Raw genomic sequence first — 22,130 nt, 5'->3', positions numbered from 1 at the left:
GTCGCTATAATAGCGCGCTTTTTGGCCCGGCAATGTGCCGGGTCTTTTTTGTGCTTCCACTTGTTAACTGTGCCTGATCGGCCAACAGGAACCCCTGACTGTGATCTCTACTGCCAATATTACGATGCAATTCGGTGCCAAGCCGCTGTTTGAAAACATTTCGGTCAAATTCGGTCAAGGTAACCGTTATGGTCTGATCGGTGCCAACGGCTGTGGTAAATCCACTTTTATGAAGATCCTGAGTCGTGAATTGGATCCGTCTGGCGGTATCGTGATGGTGGAGCCGAATATGCGCGTCGCCAAGCTGCATCAGGATCAGTTCGCGTTTGAACAATACAGCGTGATTGACACCGTGATCATGGGCCACGCCGAACTGTGGCAGGTCAAAGCCGAGCGTGATCGCATTTATGCTATCGCCGACATGTCAGAAGAAGACGGTATGAAAGTCGCTGATCTCGAAGTGGCTTTTGGCGAGATGGACGGTTATACCGCAGAATCTCGCGCCGGCGAATTGTTGTTAGGTGTCGGTATTCCGGTCGACCAGCATTATGGCCCAATGTCAGCAGTAGCGCCGGGCTGGAAGTTACGGGTGTTACTGGCACAAGTCCTGTTCGCTGATCCAGAAATCATGTTACTGGACGAACCAACCAACAACTTGGATATCAATACCATCCGTTGGTTAGAAGACACGCTGGCTGAACGTAACAGCACCATGATTATCATTTCGCACGACCGTCACTTCTTAAACAGCGTTTGTACCCACATGGCTGACCTTGATTACGGTGAATTGCGCTTGTATCCGGGCAATTACGACGAATATATGTTTGCGGCGACTCAGGCCCGTGAGCGTCTGATGTCAGATAACGCGAAGAAAAAAGCCCAAATTGATGATTTAAAAGCCTTCGTGGCGCGTTTCTCGGCGAATGCGTCTAAAGCCCGTCAGGCGACATCACGCGCTAAACAAATGGACAAGATAAAACTGGAAGAAGTGAAAGCGTCCAGCCGCGTCAATCCATTTATCCGCTTTGAACAGCAGAAACAACTGTACCGTTTAGCACTGGAAGTGGATGATTTGAAGAAAGGTTTTGACGGCGTTCCAGTGCTGAAAAAGGTCAATCTGATGATCGAAGTCGGCGAAAAAGTTGCGATCCTGGGCGCCAACGGTATCGGTAAAACCACCTTGTTAAAATGTCTGGTTGGCGAATATCCGGTCGACGGTGGCCTGCTGAAGTGGTCAGAAAACGTCAATATCGGCTATTACGCGCAGGATCACGAATATGAATTCGCCGGCGACATGAAAGAAATGACGTTGTTTGACTGGATGTCGTACTGGAAACAGCCATCCGATGATGAACAGGCGATCCGCGGCATTCTCGGACGTCTTTTGTTCAGCCAGGATGACATCAAGAAAAAAGTCAAAGTGCTGTCTGGTGGTGAAAAAGGCCGGATGTTATTCGGCAAGCTGATGCTGCAACGGCCAAATATCCTGATTATGGACGAACCAACCAACCACCTCGATATGGAATCCATTGAGTCGCTGAACATGGCGCTGGAACTGTATAAAGGTACTTTGTTGTTCGTCAGTCATGACCGCGAATTCGTTTCGTCGCTGGCCACACGCATCATTGAGATCACCGAAAATGACGTGCGTAATTTCGTCGGTAGCTATGACGATTACCTGGCGCAGCAACTCGCTCTGGCCTGATAGTCCGTATCATTTCGTGTTGAATCATAAAGCGCCTGTGGGCGCTTTATTTTTATCTGTCGCTTTTCTGTAGTTTTCTTAATCCTTTTACCTTTAAAAGGCTTTTCAGCGCCAATGCCATGACTTAGGATGGAAATTCAATAATAAGAATTCGGGGAACCTCATGTTTTTTAATAGTGCGCTCAAAGAAGAAAACCAAACACTCAGAGAACAACTGAAAGAAGCACAGCGTCAGGCCAGAGACAGCACTCAACAGTTAGAGCAACAATTAGCTCAGCTGGAACAACAGGTTCAGCAATATGCAGCGTTGCAAAATCAGAGTCATTGGCAGGAACAGCAACTACTGGGTGGCCCGGTACTGGACGCAGTGCGCGGCAGCATCAGCCGTCATGCTGATGATTTAATTGCTGAACGTACCGCATTGGCGAGGCTCGAAGATATTTTCGGACAAACACAAAGTGCCATTCGCACGCTGGAAGATCGGGCAATTCAAATTACCGAACATGCCAATCAAAGTGCTGCAACAGCCGCTGTTTTAGATGGCACCGCCAGCTCAATTAATCAGTTGATTTCCAGTATTCAGGAAATATCCGATCAAACAAATCTGCTGGCATTAAATGCCGCGATTGAAGCAGCCCGTGCCGGTGAAGCAGGCCGGGGTTTTGCGGTAGTGGCTGATGAAGTGCGCACGTTAGCTGGTAAAGCCAACGAGGCCAGTAAACAAATCGAAAGTTTAATCCGCAAGGTGATTGAGCAAACGACCAACATCAAAACCATGGTGTCGCAGAGTCAGCAAAGTGCGGCGGATGTATCTCAATCGTCGAAGCAAATTGACTCAGTCGTGACTGAAGTCATCAACCGCTCTGAAGCGATGAAAAAATTGATCCGCAGTACGACCACGCAAACCTATCTGGATGGGTTGAAAATGGATTACATCAGCTGGAAAGCTACTGTGTATCAGTCGATTGCCCAACAGCGCGATTTAACAGCGTCATTGGCCGAACAAAAGTATCAACAGTGGTGTGGTGCCGGCGGTTATGGTGCCAAACATTATGGCCAGCTCAGTAGTTTCCGTGCAATCGAAGCGCCACACCGTGGGCTGCACCAAGCTGCCAGAGAGGCAGTTCAAGCTGGCCGTAACGGTGATACCAGTGCATTGGCGCGGGCTTTGGGTCAGATGGAAGATGCGGCACAACAAGTCGTCGCAGCCCTTGAACGCTTGCAACAGGATGCGCGCGCTCAATAAATTGCACGTAGGTTTGACCTGAGACAATAGTCGAACTGTTGTCTTTGTTTATGTTATGTCAGGATAGACTTTTTTCCGGGTGCAGAAGCTGACAAGGTTCGTCAGCGCTGCGGCCGGCTAGTCTTAGTGGTGCGCCTTTGGATGTACCATGTTTAATCGCCTGCAAACACGCCATGGACAGTTGTGTTATGCCCTGGTATCCAGCGTTCAGAATCCCCCCTGACGACACCGGAGCTTCAATTATGTTTTTTAATTCAGCACTGAAACAACGAATTGCCGAACTCGAGCAACAACTTAAGCGACAGCAAGAGCTGCATCGAACCGAACTCGAGCAGCTGCAGCAGCAGTTCCGGCAGCAGACTGAACAAGCCGAAGAGGCACGTCGTCAGGATGCGCATCAACAATCAGTCTGTGCGACCATGTTATTAGGTGGTGCGATGCTGGGGCAAATTCGCGAGGAACTGGCGAAAAATGCCGGCCAGCTCGAGCAGGAGCATCAAGCGCTGAGCGCATTGGATGAAATCTTCGGGCAGACGCATCAGGCATTGGCCAATCTTGAACATCGGGCCGGTCAAATCAGTAAAGATGCCCAGCAAAGCGCCTCGGTGACAGCCGTATTGGACGGCACAGCCAACGCGATCAATCAGCTGATCTCCAGCATTCAGGAAATTTCCGACCAAACCAATTTGTTGGCATTAAACGCTGCGATTGAAGCGGCCAGGGCCGGCGAAGCTGGGCGGGGCTTTGCGGTGGTCGCCGACGAAGTGCGGCAATTAGCCGGCAAAGCGCATCAGGCCAGCAATCAGATTGAACAACTGGTGCGGCAAATCATCGACCAGACCGGACAGATCCGTGGCATGGTTGACCAAAGTCAACATAGTGCGTCCGATGTCGCTGCATCCAGTGGTCAGATTGAGGCCGTAGTGGCAAAAGTTATCACGACGTCCAGTCATATGCAGAAAGTGATTAGCCAAAGTTCAACCATGGCGTTTCTGAATACAGTCAAGCTCGATCATGCGGTATGGAAGCATCACGTCTACAAACTGATCCAGGAACAGCGCTTTGGCGACGTGGTGAATGCCCACACCGAATGCCGGCTGGGCAAATGGTATTTCGAAGGCGAGGGCAAAAAGCGTTACAGCGATAGACGCAGTTTTCAACAGCTAGATACACCGCACAAAGCTGTGCACCAGTCAGGCCGTGATGCTTTGAGCGCAGGTCAGCGTGGTGATTTTGCCGGTATGCAGCAGGCCTTATTGCAGATGGAGCAGGCCAGCCAGCAGGTGACAGACCTCATCAGTCATTTGCAAAACGAGATCTGGTCGTAACAATAACGCGGGGCCAGTTGGCCCCGTTTTTTATACCTTCAACTGAGTTGCTTGTGCCAACAATTCGCTGCTGACTTGTTGTTGCAGTGTGGCTTGGTCGGCGAGCACAGTCATGGCACTGTCTGTTTCGACCGCAGACTGGTGAATTTGCGCCAGTGCAGCGCTGATTTGCTGACTGCGGGCACATTCGTTACGGCTCAGCAGATTAATGTCAGCAGAGATCTGACGGATCCGGCCGGCAGCGTGGCGGATCTCCAGCAACACCTGTTCGGCGTGACCGGCGCTTTGCAAACAGTGCTCCGCAGTTTGTTGTTCCTGTTCTAATCCTTGCCGCGTTTGTGTGACAGATCCGGTCAGTCGGTTCAGCATATTTTGAATTTCAGCAGTGGCTTTGGCGGTATTGGCCGACAAGCGCCGCACTTCGTCGGCAACGACCGCGAAACCGCGACCATGCTCGCCGGCCCGGGCGGCTTCGATGGCTGCGTTTAACGCCAGCAAGTTGGTCTGCTCAGCCACACCCCGGATGGTCTCCAGCACCTGCATAATATCGGTTGCGGCCTGATCAAGCGTCAGCATGCTGTCGACCGAATGACCAACCTGTTCTGCCAGTTGGCGGATCTGCGAATTCAATGCGCTGACACTGTCCTCGCCGGATAAAGCTTGCTGGTGAGTCAGTTCTGCGTCGTTGTTGGCCTGCGTGATTTGCAGCTGCAATTGTTGCAATGCGGTCGCAGCTTCGGCAGCTTCCACGTCCAGCTGCGTCAAGGCGGCTTTTTGCTGATACACCGCAGTTTTGCTGCGCATACTGATTTGCAGGTTTTGCGCCGCCAGTTCCTGACTTTGCTGACCGGCATGCTGCACGCCACGCAGCAGTGTCGATAGCCGGCTGAACAGCTGCTGCAGCGCGGTCGTGGTCTGATCCAGTTCGGTGTCACGCTGCGGGACGAATTGTTGACGCAGATCTTTATGTTCGGCTGCATCAGCCAGCTGTGCCGACAATTGTTCCAGTGGACGCGCAATGCCAATCCCCAGCCGGCGGGTCAGCCAGAACACCGCAATGCCGAGCAGTAACGCGGTCAAAGCACTGCTGTACCACAGCTGTTGGTTCAGTTGCGTCAGTGCTTGATAAAGCTCCGCGCTGCGTTGTTGGGTGACCAGCAACATCGGATGACCGCCTAGATCAACCACTTCGCTGCGCTGCAACCAGTGTTCGCCATCTGCCGCCTGAATTTGGCGGGATTGTTGTTTACCTTGCAACAGCGTGGCAACTTCTGCGGTGTCCGGGATCGGCTGCGCCGAGTTGCGGCTGGTGGTCAGCTGCTGTCCGGTGGCATCGAGTAGGAAGCTGTCACCGGTGTCGCCAAGGCCAATCGCCGGCCAGTTCTTACCGTTTGACATCAGTTGACTGACCGTGGACAGCGGTAATTGCGCCACCAGCACGCCGCTGATTTTTTGGTCTTGCGGGCTGAAAACCGGTGCCGCCATAAACATCGTCAACTGATTAAACTGACCACTGAACGGAGCGGCCGCTGAGACCTGCCAGCCATTGGCCGGATTTTTGATGACCTGACGGACTAATTGCGCCAGTTGCGTACTGGCAAAGGCGCCATCTTGCAATGAGGTGGCAAACACCGGGCTTTTATTCACCGAATACAACACCGCTTTGGATTGGGCGTCGACCAGATACAGTTCGTCGTAGTGCAGCCGGCTGACGATTTCACGAAAACTCTGGTGGAATCGTTTGTGTTGCTGGCCGTAAACGGAGCCATCGGCCCGGTCTACCAATTTTGCCAGCGCTGCGGCGCCGTGTGGATTAGTGGCCAAATAATAACGCTGTAATAACAAGGTCTCGAGCGAAGCTTTGTTCAGCCAGCTGATTACATCAGGCTTCGCCTGCTGTTGAGCCGCGAGTGGCACATATTGTTGCTGATACCATTGCGTCACTTCTGCCCGCACGGCGTCAAGGCCGGGATTTTCTACTTCATACCGGTATGATTGGTACGGATTGCGCAGCGCCTGTAATGCTTCCTGCGTCATCCGGTTGTGCGCCAGACTCTGCAGCATATCGCGCTGCTGGTCCATGTACTGTGCCAATGCCTGACGCCGGCCGGTCGCCACTGCCAGAAAACGCTGGTCGATACTACTACTGAGCGCTGCTTCTGCAGAGCGGCCGGCCATCGAACTGCTGATCCCGACTGCCAGCAACATCGCGCTGATGGTGGTACCACCCATTACCCACATAAGTCTTTGTGCAATTTTCATCGTCAGTGTTCCGTCATTGCGCCGAAGTCCCGGCAAAAACTGCCAAGAGCTTAGGAGTCTTAGATGACAAAAATGTGACAATGAGGCCGTTTAGCCATCTGGATGATGTTAACTGCTTGTTTACTCGGCAAAGTCGTTGTTATATGCAATTTTAGAATAATCATAGTGATTAAAGTTATAGAAGACATTTGGTATAGTTTGCTCGTATCCGGTTTAATGCGCTGCTTCGCGCCAGGACGTCGACATGATCCCGCTGCAATTTTCAGTTTTTTTCGATAAAGACAGTAACACCTTCACCTACCTGGTGTGGGAGCCCAGCACTCAAGCGGCTGTGGTGATAGATCCGGTGCTGAATTTTGAACAGGCTTCAGGACGCACCGCAACCACAGGCGTAGAGCAGGTGGTGGCCGAGATCCAAAGTCGCCAGCTGAACTTAATGTATATTCTGGAAACTCACGTGCATGCTGATCATCTGAGCGCTGCGGCTGCGGTAAAAGCGCTGTGCGGCGGCGGGGCGCAGGTTGGCATTGGTGATCAGATCTGCCGGGTGCAGAAAGTGTTTTCCGCATTGTTTGCATTGCCTTCGCCAGCTGACGGCGCGCCTTTTGACCTTTTATTAGCGGATAACGCCACATTGCCGCTCGGCCGCGCCAGCATCAAGATTATCCATACGCCAGGCCACACGCCGGCCTGCGTGTCTTATTTGATCGAAGATTTATTGTTCGTCGGTGATACCTTATTCATGCCGGATTACGGCACCGCGCGCTGTGATTTCCCGGGCGGCGATGCCGCCACTCTATATCGCTCTATTCAAAAGCTGTTTGCGTTACCGGACGACACCCGTATGTTGATGTGCCATGACTACGGTGCGCCGGGTCGACCGGAAGTGGCCAATGAAACCAGCGTTGGTGCGCAAAAAGCGGCAAATATCCATGTCGGGCAAGGCCGGTCTGAAGCCGATTTTGTCGCACTGCGCACCGCTCGCGATGCAACGCTCAGTATGCCTAAGCTGCTGTTGCCCTCGGTGCAGGTCAACATTCATGCGGGCGAATTGCCTGCCGCAGAAGCCAACGGTATTCGCTATCTGAAACTACCCTTGGATCAATTTTAATACGGATCTATGGATGAACCAGCCACGCCGGTTATTGGTTGCAACGGACATTTTTGGTGCTACTACGGCGTTGCAGCAGGCATTGGCAGCGCTGCAGGCTGACAATCGAAAGTTAGAGATAGAGATCTGCCAGCCGGATAGCTGCCAATCCGTGCCGGTGTTTGCCGATGACCAGCTGGCTTATCAGGCGTTTGTGCAGCAGGGCGGGCTGGAACGCTATCAGTTACAGGTAAAGGCCAGGCTACAGGAACACTCTGCAGACCTACTGCTTGGCTTCAGCGCCGGTGCTGCAGCACTCTGGTGTGTGCTAAACACGGTAACCGCTGGCGCCGGCAAGGCGTTGTTATGTTACGGCGGCCAAATCCGCCAATATGCTGAGCTGGCGCCTCAATGGCCGGTCACTTGTTTGTGGTCGGACGAACCTCATTTTGATGTCCGGGCATTGCAATTAAGGTTACAGCAGCATCCACAGCTACAACAGCAACACTGGACGTGGCCGCATGGTTTTATTAATCCGCATTCGAAGGGTTATCAGCCAGATGCGTCTGCTGAATTCTGGCAACGTTGTCAGCAGTGGCTAACGGCGGAGAATTTTTGACTTGAAATCGGCCACGAGCAACCCAATTAACTTAGCATTCACAGTTAAATCAATTCCATTACATGGCAAATATTCAAGCCGCCGATGTCCATCTGGCGCCGGTAGATAAAGATAACTACGAGGCTGTCTGCGATTTAACGCTGCACCAAACACAGGAAAACTACCTGGCATCGAATTTGTGGTCGCTGGTTGAAGCTGCTTATGAGCCGGGTTGTTTTCCGCGGGCGATTCATCAGCAGGAGCAACTGGTGGGTTTTATCATGTGGGTGCAGGAAACGCCGCAGCGGGTGTCAATCTGGCGTCTGATGGTTGATCGGCAGTTCCAGCAGCAAGGTATTGGTCGTGCGGCGTTACAGCGGGCGATTAACGAAATCAGCCAGATGGCGGGAGTCGAGCAGATTGAGATTTGTTATGTCCCGACCAACCCGGTGGCGAAAGATTTTTACGCTAGTTTAGGGTTTGTCGAAACCGGCTGGGACGAGGCTGGCGAAGAAATGTTGGCGGTAATTAACCTGTGAAAAGCACAAACGGGCCAGAAGGCCCGTTTGCTTTTTCTACAACAACTTCACTTCAATTGACACACTCTTGAGGTGAATTCTGGGGTATTAGATCCGCAAGCGATCTGCCCCCCGGCAAATCAATCCTGCGGTCCGGATGCTCAGAGCCATCAGTCTCAGCGAGCGTTGGTGCTCTCAAAGATTTTGTCAGCAGAAGCTGCAACAAAACCGGTGTAGAGCGAGCCGTCTGCAGTTGGATAACGCAGCGCGAACTCATAGAAGCAGCTTGGTACCGACAACACGCCATCGGTGAAAGCCACTTCAGCTTCATCGGCGAGCGTTGAGGATTGCTCCAGCAACACGTCCGCTGAACCTTTGATCTCGCCGCCAGAAGTATTGAGCGGGAAACCGGCATCTTTTAATGTCTGATTGACACTTTCAAGGGTGGTAAAATTCTGTAGAGCATTGACTGACACGGTGAAATGGTTGGCGCGGAAGCCCCATACGGCCATCCAGGCGGCGTATTCACTTTCTTCCAGCAGCAGACGGTAAGTCGCCTGATCAATCTGCCAATGGCGGCCAGAGTAGATAAAGTTAGTGGCAGTCACGGCGTCAGCCGGGATTTGGTCGACTAACTTCTGCACCGCTTGTTGCAGCATTGGCGAGCATTTTTCTACCAGTAATTCGGAGATAAACACTTTTGGCGCCGTTGGATCCGGATGCTCAAAATGCTTGGCATACAGCTTTTTCGCTTCAAAATGATATTCGCCCGCTTCCTTGTAACCCACAGCAATAAAATGTGCGGCCAGTTTATCGAGGCCGACTTTGTCCAGATTAAAAGTACGCAGCGCGATATGGTCATTGATCACATCGTCTTGCTGGCCTGAACCGAGCAGGGCATGGATCTGCTCTGCAGAAGGAGTCAGTTGCACGTAGTCTTGCCACAGAGCGGCGAATAAATCTTTAAAATTGCTATGCATGGGTTTGCCTGTTATTTACTGCTAAGGCCACAGATTTTAGCGCCTGTGGCCGGAACTACTTTGATCTGAATAAAATTTGTCGTTGAACATTCGTCACTTTACTGTCTGCTCAGCGACTTAGCAGCTCAGAGACTCAGTCCTGGGCTTAAGGTCGCCGGTAGGCTGACTTTGTCGGCTTCAACCGACGCCACCGGGTAAGCACAATAATCTGCTGCGTAATAAGCGCTGGCACGATGGTTGCCACTGGCACCGATGCCGCCAAACGGCGCACTGCTGGATGCGCCAGTGATCGGCTTGTTCCAGTTGACGATGCCGGCACGAATACGGCTGAAAAACAGCTCGTAATCGGCGACATTGTCAGCCAGCAAACCGGCCGATAAACCAAAACTTGTGTTGTTAGCTTCATCAATGGCGCTTTGCAGCTCGCTGTAGCGGTACACCTTCAACAGCGGACCAAAATGTTCTTCATCCGGCAATGCCGCCGCGTGAGTTACATCGATGATGCCAGGCGTAACAAAACCCAGCGCCGGGTCGAGCTGCGTCAAGCGCACTAACGATACGCCACCGAGCGCTTCGATGTCCGCCTGCGCTTTGACCATGCCGGCCGCCGCTTTGCTGCTAATCATCGAGGCATAAAATGGCTGCAGTTCGGCAAAAGGTGCGCCAACCGCTAATTGTTTAGTTGCTGCGATCAAAGCCGCCAAAATGGCATCGCCATTGGCAGATTGTTCGATAAACAGCCGGCGGGCACAGGTACAGCGCTGGCCGCTGGTGATAAAAGCAGACTGAATAATGTCATGGACTGCGGCTTTCACGTCGGCCACATCTTTGACGATCAGCGGATTGTTGCCGCCCATTTCCAGCGCCAGAATTTTACCGGGATGACCGGCAAATTGTTTGTGCAGCAAATGTCCGGTGTTTGAACTACCGGTGAAAAACAAGCCATCGATGCCCGGTAAGTTCGCAATGGCTTTACCGGTAGCGACTTCGCCTTGCAGTAAATTCAGTACACCGGCTGGTAGACCAGCGGCCTGCCACAATTCCAACGTATGCTGCGCCACTAACGGTGTTAATTCTGAAGGCTTAAACAGCACCGTGTTACCGGCAATCAGCGCCGGTACAATGTGGCCATTAGGCAAATGACCCGGGAAGTTGTAAGGGCCAAACACCGCCACCACGCCATGCGGTTTATGCCGGATAAAAGCGCGCGCGCCCGGCATCGGGTTTTCCACAGTGCCGGTACGTTCCTGATGGGCTTTGACTGAAATAGCAATTTTGCCAATCATCGCAGCCACTTCCGTGCGGCTTTCCCACAATGATTTACCGGTATCCAGCGCAATAGTGCGCGCTAAGGCTTCAGTGTTGGCCTTGAGCTGTTCGGCAAAGGCTTCAGCAATCGCGATGCGCTCAGGCAACGGCCGGCTCGACCAGCTGTAAAAAGCACTCCGAGCCGCCTGATAGGCCTGCTGCACTTGCTGTTCATCCGCCGCCTGGCCTTGCCAAATCGGTTGGTTTGTTGCCGGATCAACCGATTGAAACAGCGCGCCAGCGCCTGGTTGCCACTGACCGTTTATAAGCTGTAAACCCTGAGTAATTGTCTGTGGCTGACTCATTTGGCACCTCGGTCCAGATTTAAATAACGAACTTCGTCACCAGCATTGATGTTTAATGCATCGGCAATCGCCTGTGTGATGATCAGCACATCGCCATCCAGCTGTGCCTGATTGCTGATGGTGGCACGAAACGCCGCAACTTGCGGATTAGAGATCGCGAGCGTCGGGCCTTCCACCGGCACGCCAATCGCAACTTTAATCCGGTGACTGCTACGCACCGATTTAATCTGTTTAAGCTGCGCTTCAACAGTCGGGCCTGCATCAAACAAATCGACATAACCGCGGTGGATAAAGCCTTCATTTTCCAGCAGTTTCAGTGCCGGTGCTGTGTTGACATGCACCTGACCGATGACGTCCTGCGCCGATTTTGGCAGCAACGAAACATAAATCGGGTGACGCGGCATCAGATCGGCAATAAACCCCTTGTTGCCGATGCCAATCATATGGTCGGCGGTCGGGAAATCGATGCTGAAGAAATAGGATTGTAGCCACTGCCAAAATGGCGGCAGTGAGTTTTCGTCGGCCATGCCGCGCATTTCGGCAATCACGATTTTAGAGAAGCGTTTTGGGTGGTCCGCCATAAACATAAAGCGGACTTTCGATAAGAAACGACCATACATGCCGCTGCGGTAAGGTTCACGCAGAAACAGCGTACAAATTTCTGATACACCGGTGTAGTCGTTGCACATTGTCAACACTTCAACCGGGTTATACACGTTCAGCTCGTTGCTGTGATGCACCACAGTGCTTTTATGAAAGTGGTACAACGGCGTGGTCAAACCGACCGACGCTTCGATACCAGACGTGCCCAGAATTTCGCCGGTTTCGGTGTCTTCCAGCACAAAGAGGTAACCCTGATTGCCGGGCTGCTCGGTATCGATACCAAAGCTGTGCTCAGAATGGGCGATTTTTTGTTTCAGCTTTTGCTCGTTGACCGGCAGCGACGTGAAACCGGCACCGGATTCGATGGCGATTTGCATCAGCGCCGGATAATCGGCTTGGGTAATAGGGCGGATCAATAACATGAAAAAGTCCTGGCAAAAGCCGGCCTTCATTGCCGGCTTGTTCTTGTTACAGATCAGCCGCGGGTCGCGACCAGTTTGGCAATCGCCGCTTCAAAACGCGCCATGCCGTCCAGAATATCCTGTTCCGGGATCACCAGCGACGGGGCAAAACGTACCACGTTGTAGCCTGCCATCAGCACCAGCAAGCCTTGTTCCGCGGCAGCCAGCATAAAATCACGTGATTTGCCGGCCCATTCGGTATTCAGTGCAGCACCAATCAACAGACCCTGACCGCGCACTTCACTGAATACATGATATTTGGCATTGATGGCATGCAAAGCGTCTTTAAACAGCTTCTCGCGCGCTTTTACGCCGTTCAGCACTTCTGGTGTGTTCACGGTGTCATAGGCCGCCAGCGCGACCGCACAGGCCAGCGGGTTACCGCCGTATGTGCTGCCGTGAGTACCGACGACTAAATGTTTAGCCAGTTCAGTGGTGGTCAGCATCGCGCCAATCGGGAAACCGCCGCCCAGTGCTTTGGCCGTGGTTAATACGTCAGGCGTCACGCCAAGGCCCATATAGGCATAGAGCTCGCCAGTCCGACCGACACCGCTTTGCACTTCATCAAACACCAGCAGTGCGTTGTGCTGGTCACATAGCTCACGCACACCCTGAATAAATTCTTTACTTGGGCTGATGATGCCGCCTTCGCCTTGCAGTGGTTCTAACACCACGGCGCAGGTGCGGTCGGAGATCAGTGCATTTAAGCTATCCAGGTTGTTGTATTCGGCGTGGTCGATATCAGCCGGTTTTGGCCCGAAGCCGTCAGAATAAGCCGGTTGACCACCAACGGTCACAGTAAATAAAGTCCGGCCGTGGAAGCCCATTTTAAAAGCGATGATTTGCGATTTTTCTGCACCGAATTTATTCAGTGCGACGCGGCGGACCAGCTTCAGTGCAGCTTCATTGGCTTCGGCGCCTGAGTTGGCGAAATAAACTTTCTCCGCAAAAGTGGTGTCGACCAGACGTTGTGCCAGCGCTAAGGCCGGTTCGTTGGTCATAGTATTGGATAAATGCCATAACTTATTGGCTTGTTCGGTCAGGGCGTTCACCAGCACCGGATGGCAGTGGCCCAGACAGTTGACGGCGATGCCGCCGGCAAAATCGATAAACTCGCGATCCTGCTGATCCCACAAGCGGGAGCCAAGGCCACGCACCGGAATGATCGGTGACGGGGCGTAGTTGGGGACCATAACTTCATCAAACAGGGCGCGGGTTAATTGCATTGCGAATTCCTCGTCAGTGGTGTCGCCGTCTGTAGCGGCTTTTTGAAGTCCCGACATGACGCGACACGCTGCAGTCATTGTGCAGGCATAGGGCAGTACGGGACGGAATGTCCTTATTATATTGGGCAGGGTCGTCAAACTGCAGTATCATTATCGACAAATGTAGGTTTTGTTTTGACATATTGACGGAGTGATTTAGCAAAATGCTAAGCAAAGAAGATGAAAGACTGTTAGCGCTGCTAAGAACTAACGCCAGATCGAGCGTATCAGACTTGGCGCGACTGCTCGATTTATCCCGCTCTACTGTGCAAACGCGCATCGCCAGGCTCGAGCAAACCGGCGTGATCCGCGGTTACGTACTGGACTATGGGGATAGTTATACTAAATCTTTAGTGTCAGCCCATGTCTCAATTAAGGTAAAACAGAAGCTAACGGTCAAAACCAATAATGAACTGAAGCAAATTCCGCAAATTGCTGAATTGTATGCCATCAGCGGGGAATATGACCTGATTGCCGTGGTTCAGGCACAAAGCACTGAGCAACTTAGTCATTTACTCGATCAAATTGGTGATCTGGATGGCGTAGAACGGACTAATTCCTCGGTGATCCTCGAAACCAAATTTAAACGTTAAGGTCAGAACGCGGCGATTGCTGGTAAGGCAACAACAAATAACGGGTAGCCACCGGTAGCCGCAAATGTCCGACCAGTTGTCTGAAATTTTACTACAGGGTCAGAACAGCGGTAGAATCCGCCCACTTTTCGCCAGATGGCCGCTATTTCCGGGAATATTATGAGTCAAGCAGATAACACCCCTTTATACACCCATTATGCCGGCCCAGCGCTGCTGGAAACCCCTTTGCTGAACAAGGGCAGCGCATTTAGCCGTGAAGAGCGTGCTGCATTTAACCTGACCGGCTTGCTGCCACCACGTTATGAAAGTATTGAAGAGCAAGCGGCACGTGCATATATGCAGTATTCATCGTTTGAAGAGCCGATCAACAAACACATTTATCTGCGCGTCGTACAGGACAATAATGAAACTTTGTTTCACCGTCTACTGCAGAACCACCTCGAAGAAATGCTGCCAATCATCTATACGCCCACGGTCGGCGACGCCTGTGAGCGCTTTTCTGACATTTATCGCAGCGCCCGTGGCCTGTTTATTTCTTACAGCGACCGCGATCAATTAGACGACGTACTGCGTAGCGCCACCAAGAAAAAAGTCAAAGTGATTGTGGTCACCGACGGCGAGCGCGTATTGGGCCTTGGCGATCAGGGCATCGGCGGCATGGGCATCTCGATTGGGAAATTGTCACTGTATACCGCCTGTGGCGGCATCAGCCCGGCCTATACTTTGCCAGTTTGCCTCGATGTCGGTACCAACAACGAAAAGCTGCTGAATGACCCGTTTTATATGGGCAATCGTCACCGTCGTATCAGCGGCGACGAATACTATGAGTTCGTCGACAAATTTATCAAAGCGGTGAAACGGCGCTGGCCGGAAGCGATGGTGCAATTTGAAGACTTCGCGCAGCCCAACGCGATGCCTTTGTTAAAGCGCTACCGTGATCAGATCTGTTGTTTTAATGACGACATTCAGGGCACTGCAGCAGTAACTGTCGGCACCTTGTTGGCCGCCTGTCGTTCAAAAGGGACTAAGTTATCTGATCAAAAAGTGGTGTTTGTCGGCGCAGGTTCTGCCGGCTGCGGTATTGCTGAGCAAGTGATCAGCCAAATGGTCAGCGAAGGTATCGATGACGCGACTGCGCGCGGTCAGGTCTTTATGGTCGACCGTCATGGCCTGTTAACTGAAGGTATGGAAGATTTACGTGACTTCCAACAGGCGCTGGTGCAAACCAAAGCGGCGATCAGTCATTGGTCTTTCAGTGGCGATTACGCGTCGCTGCGTGATGTGATGAACTGCGCCAAACCCGATATTTTAATCGGTGTTTCCGGCGTTGCCGGGCTGTTCACCGAAGCTGTTGTCAAAGCGATGAAGAAAAACTGTGCGCTGCCTATCATTATGCCGCTCAGTAACCCAATCAAACAGATTGAAGCGCGGCCGGAAAAAATCATTGAATGGACCGAAGGTGAAGTCATTATCGCGACCGGCAGCCCGTTTAAACCGGTTGAATACAATGGCAAAACCTATCCGATTGCCCAGTGTAACAACAGCTACATTTTCCCGGGGATCGGGCTGGGTGTGTTGGCCTGTAAAGCCCGGCATATCAGCGATGACATGCTGCGGGTGGCCAGTGAAAAATTGGCGGCGGCGTCACCGCTGGCGAATACAGGCGAGGGCGGCATTCTGCCTCCGTTAACGCAATTATCTGAGTTATCAAAAGAAATTGCGTTTGCAGTCGCCAAAATGGCGATGGCGCAAGGCCATGCGCTGGAAATGGATGACGAGCGTCTGCTACGCAAAATCAACAGCAATTTCTGGAAACCAGAATACCGGTTGTATAAGCGCGTCAGCAGCTAAAGCACAAACCGACCTGTAAAAAGAATAAAAAAACCGGCGAAACACATTCTTGTGCTTTGCCGGTTTTTTTTCTGTGTTTTTTATCTACTGACCAACTTTTTTAAATCAGGCTGCGACCAACCAGCATCATTATTTCATTGATAGCCCGAGGTCCTTATGCCATCCACCAAGCAGCGTTACATTCCAACCTATCATTTTCATCGTTTCACCGTGGCTATGGTGCTGCTGAGCAGCTGCGGACTCGCACTTGCCGCACAACAATCGACTCCAACTGACTACAAACTGCAGGTGCTGAAAGACTGCAAGTTACTGTCTGAACGGCCTTTGACCACGGCAGAGCTCAGCGCCTGGCAAAACCTGAAAAAGGCCGAGCTGAAAATGGACCAGCTGCAGATCCCGTTGGATCAGATGAGTAAAGCGCTGGAACCGCATCAGGACAAGATGGAGCAGCTCAGCGCCGAACTGGAACAACAGACTAAACGTGACCGGATCCCGGATGAAACGCTGCTCGAACAAACCCGCATGACAGCAGAGCGCATCGAAGACATCACGGACAGTTATCAGGGCGATATCGACGCTATCAGCAGCTATGGCGATGAAATCAGCAAAGTGGCCAAAACCTTTGAACAGCAAATTACCGCACAATTGCCGCAAGGCAGTTATGACCAGCTGCGTGTGCTGACGCCTGGAGAGATCCCAGATAAAAACTGTCAGAGCGGGATGTTTTTCAGCAAATCGCTGCGTTTTAACAAAAGTTAATCCTTCAAGGTCTGAGTTGACCTGCGGCCAGTTTTCATTAAGCTTGGCCGCAGATTTAACCGAGACGCTGAAGGATACAAAAGATGTTATTTGTGGTGATGTTGGGTGGCAAACACCCTGCGGCGAAAATCGAAGTGCATGACGTCGTGTTCGCCTTTGGTCAACAGCTCAGCGATTGCTATGCGCAGCTCAAACAGCAATGGTTTGGCGCAGCTAAAGGTCTGCATATTGATTCCTGGTGGCAAGTGCAAGGCGTTGATGGTTATCAGCTGCACTTTAGCGATGTGGCACCGAAAGCCGGCGACCCACGGCTCTATTTCATTAATCTCGGTGGTTATTTGCCTGGCAGTTTTGGCGAGGACCATCAGTATTTGCTGGTCGTGGCGCAAAACCCGGTCGAGGCGAAACAGCTCGGCAAACAGCGCATGCCGCGGCAGTGGGACAAACCGCATACAGATAATCTCTATGACGTCGACGATTGCATCGCGATAGATGCTGTGGCCGGTCGTTATGTCCAGCTGGTGCCCGGTGATTATGCCCCGGCGCTGCAGGGAAATGATTATATCCTGCTCTGAAACGCTACGTTGTTTCAGGCGTAGCACCAACCTGATGTGACAGCTGCTGCGACAATTTGCCACATAGGGGTAGTCGGAACTTTTCCGTAAAATCAGGCACATGCATTTTTGTAAAGGTATGTGCCGTGACTATTCTTCATCCATTTCTCTCTCCATATAAGTTATCCCGCCTGACGCTTGCGCTTTGCCTGAGCTGTCTACCGGCAATCGTTCTGGCGGATACCGCGGTTCTTGCAGATGCAACTAACGCGGAAAAAGATATTGAACGTGTCCAGGTCACTGGAGTAGTTCTGAACGGACCGGGCCAGCTGGTGATGGACCCGAAAGCGCCACGTCAGCCATTGCCGGCGCACGATGGGGCCGATTATCTGAAAACGATTCCAGGGTTCTCCGTCACCCGTAAAGGCGGTGCTGACGGCGACGCCGTATTCCGTGGCATGGCTGGGTCGCGCCTTGGTATTCTGGTTGATGGCGAAAACATTCTTGGCGGCTGTAACTTCCGGATGGACGCACCAACGGCTTATATTTACCCGGAATTACATGATTCAATGACCGTGATCAAAGGCCCGCAATCGGTGATGCATGGTGCCGGCCATTCCGCGGCGGTGATCCTGTTTGACCGTAACGTCGCGCCTTTTGAACAAGCGGGTTTTCGCACACACAGCAGCCTGACCACCGCAAGCTTTGGTCGCCACGACGAACTGGCCGATCTGCAATTCGGTCAGCAAAATGGTTATGTACTGCTAAGTGGTAGTAACTCAGCTTCCGATGATTATCAGGACGGCGACGGTAACGACGTGCATTCGCGTTATCAGCGTTACAGCGGCAATATCGCAGTCGGCTGGACACCGGATGTGGATACCAAAGTTGAACTGTCCGGCGCGCGCAGTGACGGCGAAGCCGCTTATGCCGACCGCGGCATGGATGGCACGCGCTTCCTGCGTGATAGCCTGAATCTGCGTGTTGAGAAAACCAATATCACGCCATGGCTGGAGCAGGTCAAATTTCATTGGTTCGACAACGAGGTCGACCACCTGATGGACGACCAGCAATTACGCATGCCAGGCATGATGGGTTATGCCAATTTACTGCGCGATACCAAAGGCGGGCGCCTCAGTGCGGTCTTTACGCCGTCAATGAATTACAAAGTGACGCTGGGCGCAGATCAGCAGGACAGTGGTCACAGCTCTCGGTCGGCACCGGCTTCGGGTGTTTTCAGCGCACTACTCGATGATGCGGAAATTTCTCAGGTCGGTGTTTTCGCTGAATGGCGCTTTCAGCTAGCCCAATTTGACGCAGTCGCCGCCGGCTACAGGCTGGACCAATGGCAAGCCACAGACGAGCGGCTGAAAATCGCCGGCATGATGAGTTCAATGCCAAATCCAACCGCAGGACAGCGGCGCGATGATGACCTGCACAGCGGTTTTGCCCGTTATGAACATCGATTCAGCTCAATTCCGGCCAGCTGGTATATCGGCGTCGGCAGCACAGCACGATTCCCGGATTATTGGGAATTGATCGCCAAAGAGGGCATCAAATCTAAAAGTGCGTTTTTGGACATAGCGCCGGAACAAACGACGCAGCTCGATACCGGCTATTTGTTTAAAGATGCAGACACTGAATGGTCAATCTCAGCGTTTTACAATGAAATTAGTGACTATATTCTGGTTGACTATAGCAACATGATGAAATCAAACGGTTTTGTCAGAAACATCGACGCCAGCAGTTATGGTGCTGAACTGGGTGTTCAGCAGAAATTTTCCCATCATTGGCAATCCGACGTGACAGTGGCTTATACCCGTGGTGACAACGACACTGATGGCACTGCGCTGCCGCAGATCTCCCCATTGGAAATCAAATTGGGCCTGAGTTACGCACAGGACAACTGGTCGGTGGGTTCGCTGCTGCGCATTGTTGGTGCGCAAAGTTATTTCGACCGCGACAAAGGCAATATCGTGGGTAAAGATCTGGGCTCAACGCCAGGGTTTGCTGTGGTGTCATTCAACGGCAGCTGGCGTCCGGTAGCAAGCTTGCTGCTTACCGCCGGCGTCGACAACCTGCTCGATCGCACTTATGCCGAGTTTGTCAGCCGTGCCGCCGGTAATGGCATGGGTGGCGGCATCCCGGGCTACGTGCAAACGTTACGCGTCAACGAACCTGGCCGGACCGCCTGGTTAAAAGCGCAGTGGAATTGGGATGGCCAGTTCTGATGCGCGCGCTGCAAAGAGTGGTATTGATTTGCGGTTTAGCGCTGTTGATAACGGATGTTGCTGCACAGCAGCATCCGGCAGTCACTCAGGAAAACGCAGGTACAGATCTTGAACAAATTCATGGCTATATGAAAAGAACCTGGCACAGTCATGAGCATCCGTTAACGCTGGGGCCAACCCAAATCGCCGGTGATTTTGCGGTGGCCGACTGGTGGCATCAAGGGAAGGGTGGACGTGCGGTGTTTAAGCGCCACAATCAGCATTGGCAACTGATCCTCTGCGGTGGCGCCGGTATTTTACAAAGCGCGTTGTGGCAACAATTAGGCATGACACCGGCAGCGGCTGCTGATTTTGTCAGGGCATTGCAACACGCCGAGCAAGCTGTCAGCGCAACAGACAAGGCGTTGCTGGATGCGTTTGGTGCAACCGTCAACATGCATGCCGGGGATGCGCCGCAACAGCACTAACATCTGCTTCGGTCTTAACAGCTGCGGATAAGTGTTGTACGCAGACTGAGACCTTTGGTTATAGTGTGTTGATGCTGTTAAAACACGGGAATAGCCATGTGCGGGCGTTTGAATGTCACGGATAATCCGCTACTGATTGAGCTACTTGAGCAGCTCGGCATCCACTTGTATCCGGCGGCTAGCACTCAGACGGAAGAAGCACCGGCACAATTAGCGCTGGATCTGCCAATCAGAACCGGGCGTTTTATCCGAGCGACCAATTTGGTCACGATGGTACTGCAACAAGATGGCCAGCGCCGGCTGCAGGACGCCATTTGGTGGCTGTTGCTGGAACCCACAGAGCAAGGTTTTAAACCAGGCCCATACACCAGTTTTAACACCAGATCGGACAAACTCGATGTATCTGGCAGCGCGGGTTTTCAGGCGTATCGCCAACAACGTTGTATTATTCCAGCCAGCGGTTTTGGCGAAACGGAAATAGTGCAGGGTATCAGTCGCTACACCGATTTCATCGGACAACGCGCCTTGGCATTTGCCGGTCTTTACCGCACCTGGCTGAATAAAAACACCGGCGAACTCACTTATTCCTGTTCAATCATCACGTTAGCGCCACACCCAAAGCTGATGCCATTTCACAGCAAAGCGATGCCGATGATGTTACCGCCAAGCGCTTTTGATCTATGGCTCGCCGAAGACAGTAATATCAATCAGTTCAAACCTTTACTGCAACCAAAGATCTATACAGGGCTACAGGCCATTCCAATCAATAAACCGAGCCTGCATCAGACAATTGCAGAAGTAATTGATATAGAGCCGGATTAGGAGCGCAGTTTGGCGAGTATGGCGCTAAGTGCGGCCTGGTGGCGTAGTGACTGGAATTTACTAGAGTATGGGCCTGTGTTTAGACACTTCCGCATAATCCAATTTAACATAATGGATGTTATAGAAATCAGGGGCTTACGCCCCTTTTCTTTGAACAAACAGATAGCACAAAAAATCAATGAGCTGAGTGTTAAATAAAAAAGACGCAGAAATTTCTGTAACCTGTAGATATGCGGGAAAAGCTGAGTATAATTGGAGCCAAGCAGGAATAGCAAAAAGTGACATCCAACTAGTAGATGCCACATCTTGTGATACCGATAGCAATTTGGCGATTGCTATCTTTTGTATTAACAACGTCGCTTTATCGAACAAGTATGGTGGATAAATAACGTTATGTGTCTGGGTAAGACATTTGCTCAAAACTAGTAGTAGCTTTTAGCAACTGCTAAATAATAAACAGTAGTTGACGTACTTGTCAATCTTTAATGGTTATTAATGGAGTAAGAGCCGATAAACTGATTAGTTAACAGCTTAAAAAGCAAAAAACATGACTAACGCCAGATTTGTGAAGTAAGCGACACATTAAGAGAATTAAACAATGTTTTTCATAAAATCATTGCTTTGCCTCAAGATGGTCGTCATTTCCATGACTAAATTCGTTATCGAGTTCAGAAAATTAATTTCAGAACTTAGGAAGATTATCAGGGACATCGCTATCGTTACCGTCTGGATTTTTCCAGGGGTAATCGACACGCAGGGTTTGTACGAACATCAGAACATTGAACCTCTGTACATTAGTACTAAGCACCTTTCGTAAATTCAAAATAAGTTGCATCTAACCATACCCGGCAATTGTTACTGTCGGGTATTCTTTAGATTCTTGATTAATTTTGCGTAATCGATGTTAAAGAAATCAGGGGCTAAAGTCACTTTTTTGCGTTAATGGGGGTTTTCAATTAGCAAAATTTTGATGTAGACTCTGGGGTGGTTTTTTGCGGAAACGCAAAGAGCCGCAGAACGGCTCTTTAATTGCTGGAATCCTTTAGCTGCCACTTCTGGATTCTTGTGTGACTAGTTAAACCTAAACACACGTCAACTACTGTTATGCGGAATACTACACCACAATAAATATAATTCAAGATGTTTTGCTTTATTTTATGAGTGGATTTCTGCAATAGATGACG

At 51.5% G+C, this 22,130-nt stretch carries 18 protein-coding genes; 13 read left to right on the top strand and 5 right to left on the bottom strand.

All coding sequences use genetic code 11. From position 1 onward, the window contains the following. Window positions 1-100: 100 nt before the first annotated feature. From ACQ66Q_RS04225 to ACQ66Q_RS04215, 3 genes are all read left to right on the top strand, one after another. Window positions 101-1,705: an ABC-F family ATPase gene (locus ACQ66Q_RS04225; RefSeq protein WP_430455652.1), complete on the top strand. Its 1,605-nt coding sequence runs from the start codon at window positions 101-103 to the stop codon at window positions 1,703-1,705. A 163-nt stretch (window positions 1,706-1,868) separates the two neighbouring features. Continuing rightward, complete coding sequence (locus ACQ66Q_RS04220) at window positions 1,869-2,951, top strand: methyl-accepting chemotaxis protein (RefSeq protein WP_430455651.1); 1,083 nt, start codon at window positions 1,869-1,871, stop codon at window positions 2,949-2,951. A gap of 242 nt (window positions 2,952-3,193) precedes the next feature. Beyond that, window positions 3,194-4,279 (top strand): methyl-accepting chemotaxis protein, encoded by a 1,086-nt coding sequence (locus tag ACQ66Q_RS04215; RefSeq protein ID WP_430455650.1) that lies wholly within the window; start codon window positions 3,194-3,196, stop codon window positions 4,277-4,279. Window positions 4,280-4,309: 30 nt separating this feature from the next. Here ACQ66Q_RS04215 and ACQ66Q_RS04210 read toward each other — a convergent pair whose 3' ends face one another. Continuing rightward, window positions 4,310-6,541, bottom strand: coding sequence for a methyl-accepting chemotaxis protein (locus ACQ66Q_RS04210; RefSeq protein WP_430455649.1), 2,232 nt, complete (start codon window positions 6,539-6,541; stop codon window positions 4,310-4,312). Between the two features lie 244 nt (window positions 6,542-6,785). On the opposite strand from ACQ66Q_RS04210, the gene ACQ66Q_RS04205 reads away from it, so the two are divergent. From ACQ66Q_RS04205 to ACQ66Q_RS04195, 3 genes are all read left to right on the top strand, one after another. Continuing rightward, on the top strand, window positions 6,786-7,652 hold the full coding sequence (locus ACQ66Q_RS04205; RefSeq protein ID WP_430455648.1) for an MBL fold metallo-hydrolase: 867 nt from the start codon (window positions 6,786-6,788) through the stop codon (window positions 7,650-7,652). Window positions 7,653-7,665: 13 nt separating this feature from the next. Next, window positions 7,666-8,250: a hypothetical protein gene (locus tag ACQ66Q_RS04200; RefSeq protein ID WP_430455647.1), complete on the top strand. Its 585-nt coding sequence runs from the start codon at window positions 7,666-7,668 to the stop codon at window positions 8,248-8,250. A 62-nt stretch (window positions 8,251-8,312) separates the two neighbouring features. Further along, on the top strand, window positions 8,313-8,768 hold the full coding sequence (locus tag ACQ66Q_RS04195; RefSeq protein WP_430455646.1) for a GNAT family N-acetyltransferase: 456 nt from the start codon (window positions 8,313-8,315) through the stop codon (window positions 8,766-8,768). Between the two features lie 155 nt (window positions 8,769-8,923). Here ACQ66Q_RS04195 and ACQ66Q_RS04190 read toward each other — a convergent pair whose 3' ends face one another. The 4 genes from ACQ66Q_RS04190 to ACQ66Q_RS04175 all read right to left on the bottom strand — a co-directional run bounded on the left by ACQ66Q_RS04190 (window position 8,924) and on the right by ACQ66Q_RS04175 (window position 13,630). Next, entirely contained in the window at window positions 8,924-9,727 is an 804-nt protein-coding gene (locus ACQ66Q_RS04190) for a DUF1338 domain-containing protein (protein WP_430455645.1), read from the bottom strand. 125 nt (window positions 9,728-9,852) lie between these two features. Beyond that, complete coding sequence (gene astD, locus ACQ66Q_RS04185) at window positions 9,853-11,340, bottom strand: succinylglutamate-semialdehyde dehydrogenase (protein ID WP_430455644.1); 1,488 nt, start codon at window positions 11,338-11,340, stop codon at window positions 9,853-9,855. Further along, window positions 11,337-12,365 carry an arginine N-succinyltransferase gene (gene astA / locus ACQ66Q_RS04180; RefSeq protein WP_430455643.1) on the bottom strand — a complete coding sequence of 343 codons (1,029 nt, stop codon included), beginning with the start codon at window positions 12,363-12,365 and terminating at the stop codon, window positions 11,337-11,339. The genes astD and astA overlap by 4 nt, the downstream gene beginning before the upstream one ends. 53 nt (window positions 12,366-12,418) lie before the next feature. Continuing rightward, window positions 12,419-13,630, bottom strand: a complete 1,212-nt coding sequence (locus ACQ66Q_RS04175; RefSeq protein ID WP_430455642.1) for an aspartate aminotransferase family protein — start codon at window positions 13,628-13,630, stop codon at window positions 12,419-12,421. A gap of 203 nt (window positions 13,631-13,833) precedes the next feature. Here ACQ66Q_RS04175 and ACQ66Q_RS04170 point away from each other — a divergent pair, with 203 nt between their 5' ends. The 7 genes from ACQ66Q_RS04170 (at window position 13,834) to ACQ66Q_RS04140 (ending at window position 20,946) form a co-directional block, all read left to right on the top strand. Continuing rightward, entirely contained in the window at window positions 13,834-14,262 is a 429-nt protein-coding gene (locus ACQ66Q_RS04170) for an Lrp/AsnC family transcriptional regulator (protein WP_377242775.1), read from the top strand. A 159-nt stretch (window positions 14,263-14,421) separates the two neighbouring features. After that, window positions 14,422-16,113 carry an NAD-dependent malic enzyme gene (locus ACQ66Q_RS04165; RefSeq protein WP_430455641.1) on the top strand — a complete coding sequence of 564 codons (1,692 nt, stop codon included), beginning with the start codon at window positions 14,422-14,424 and terminating at the stop codon, window positions 16,111-16,113. 156 nt (window positions 16,114-16,269) lie between these two features. After that, complete coding sequence (locus ACQ66Q_RS04160; protein ID WP_430455640.1) at window positions 16,270-16,872, top strand: hypothetical protein; 603 nt, start codon at window positions 16,270-16,272, stop codon at window positions 16,870-16,872. 83 nt (window positions 16,873-16,955) lie between these two features. After that, window positions 16,956-17,447: a DUF1543 domain-containing protein gene (locus ACQ66Q_RS04155; protein WP_430455639.1), complete on the top strand. Its 492-nt coding sequence runs from the start codon at window positions 16,956-16,958 to the stop codon at window positions 17,445-17,447. Window positions 17,448-17,572: 125 nt separating this feature from the next. Then, window positions 17,573-19,657, top strand: a complete 2,085-nt coding sequence (locus ACQ66Q_RS04150) for a TonB-dependent copper receptor (protein ID WP_430455638.1) — start codon at window positions 17,573-17,575, stop codon at window positions 19,655-19,657. Further along, complete coding sequence (locus tag ACQ66Q_RS04145) at window positions 19,657-20,124, top strand: copper uptake system-associated protein (protein ID WP_430455637.1); 468 nt, start codon at window positions 19,657-19,659, stop codon at window positions 20,122-20,124. Before ACQ66Q_RS04150 ends, ACQ66Q_RS04145 begins: the two co-directional genes overlap by 1 nt. Before the next feature lie 96 nt (window positions 20,125-20,220). Next, window positions 20,221-20,946, top strand: coding sequence for an SOS response-associated peptidase (locus ACQ66Q_RS04140; protein ID WP_430455636.1), 726 nt, complete (start codon window positions 20,221-20,223; stop codon window positions 20,944-20,946). Window positions 20,947-22,130 lie beyond the last annotated feature (1,184 nt).

The sequence above is a fragment of the Rheinheimera sp. genome, assembly GCF_965283995.1.
Taxonomy (GTDB): domain Bacteria; phylum Pseudomonadota; class Gammaproteobacteria; order Enterobacterales; family Alteromonadaceae; genus Pararheinheimera.
Note: the sequence above shows the minus strand (reverse complement) of the source record. Positions and strands in the feature narration are given on the sequence as shown.